The sequence below is a fragment of the Streptomyces alfalfae genome, assembly GCF_004127445.1.
GTDB lineage: Bacteria > Actinomycetota > Actinomycetes > Streptomycetales > Streptomycetaceae > Streptomyces > Streptomyces alfalfae.
Genome location: NZ_QEXM01000019.1, coordinates 1 through 1,245, shown reverse-complemented (window position 1 = coordinate 1,245; position 1,245 = coordinate 1). Strand labels below are relative to the sequence as shown.

The window sequence follows — 1,245 nt, the reverse complement described above, 5'->3', positions numbered from 1 at the left end:
ATGCGGCTGATCGCGCGGGTGCGGGCGGTGCTCGATGTGGAGGTGGGGATCGGGGAGTTGTTCGGTGCGCCGACGGTGGCGGGGTTGGCGGGGTTGATCGAGGGTGGTCATGGCTCCGGTGGGGGGCGTGTGGTGTTGCGGCCGTGGGTGCGGCCGGATGTGGTGCCGTTGTCGTTCGCGCAGCAGCGGATGTGGTTCTTGAACCGGATGGAGGAGGCGGTGCCGGGGGCGTCGGCGGCGTACAACCTGCCGTTGGCGCTGCGGATCTCGGGTGCGTTGGATGTGGCGGCTCTGGAGTTGGCGCTGGGTGACGTGGCCGACCGGCACGAGAGTCTGCGCACGGTCTTCCCCGACCACGACGGCGTCCCCTACCAGCGGGTGCTCGTGGGCGACGAGGCCCGCCCGCCCCTGACCGTGACGCGGACCGACGACGAACGGCTGACCGAGACGCTCGCCGAGGAACTGGGCGAGGGGTTCGACCTGCGGGTGGATCGGCCGTGGCGGGTGCGGTTGTTGGTGGTCGGTCCGGGTGAGTTCGTGTTGTCGGTGGTGGCGCATCACGTGGCGGTGGACGGTTGGTCGATGGGGGTGCTGGCGCGGGATCTGGAGGCGGCGTATGCGGCGCGTTGTGAGGGGCGTGTGCCGGGGTGGGGTCCGTTGGCGGTGCAGTACGCGGATTACGCGTTGTGGCAGCGTGCGGTGCTGGGTGAGCTGGAGGACCCGGAGAGTGTGAGCAGCCGTCAACTCGCGTTCTGGCGGGAGGCGTTGGCGGATCTGCCGCAGGAGATCGCTCTGCCTGTGGATCGGGCTCGGCCTGCTGTGCCGAGTTTTGCGGGGCGGATGGTTCCGGTGGTTGCGGGTGCGGGGACGCATGCGGGGCTGGTGGAGTTGGCGGGGCGTGGGCGGGCGACGATGTTCATGGTCGTGCACGCGGCGGTGGGTGTGCTGCTGGCGAAGTTGGGGGCGGGGGAGGACGTTCCGTTGGGGACGCCGGTCGCCGGGCGGGGTGAGGCGGCGTTGGAGGGGCTGGCGGGCTTCTTCGTGAACACGCTGGTCCTGCGGACGGACTTGAGTGGTGATCCGACCTTCGCGGAGTTGCTGGAGCGGGTGCGGGGGGCCGACCTCGCGGCGTACGCGCATCAGGACGTGCCCTTCGAGCGGCTGGTGGAGGAGCTGAATCCCTCGCGGTCCCTGTCCCGCACCCCGCTGTTCCAGGTCATGCTGGCCTTGCAGAACGTGCCCGAA

The 1,245-nt window shown here is 70.3% G+C and carries 1 protein-coding gene; it reads left to right on the top strand.

What is annotated here, in order from left to right; translation table 11 throughout:
* Positions 1-1,245, top strand: a 1,245-nt coding sequence (locus DCW30_RS07470) for a condensation domain-containing protein (protein ID WP_241743515.1), incomplete at both ends; no start/stop codon positions are given.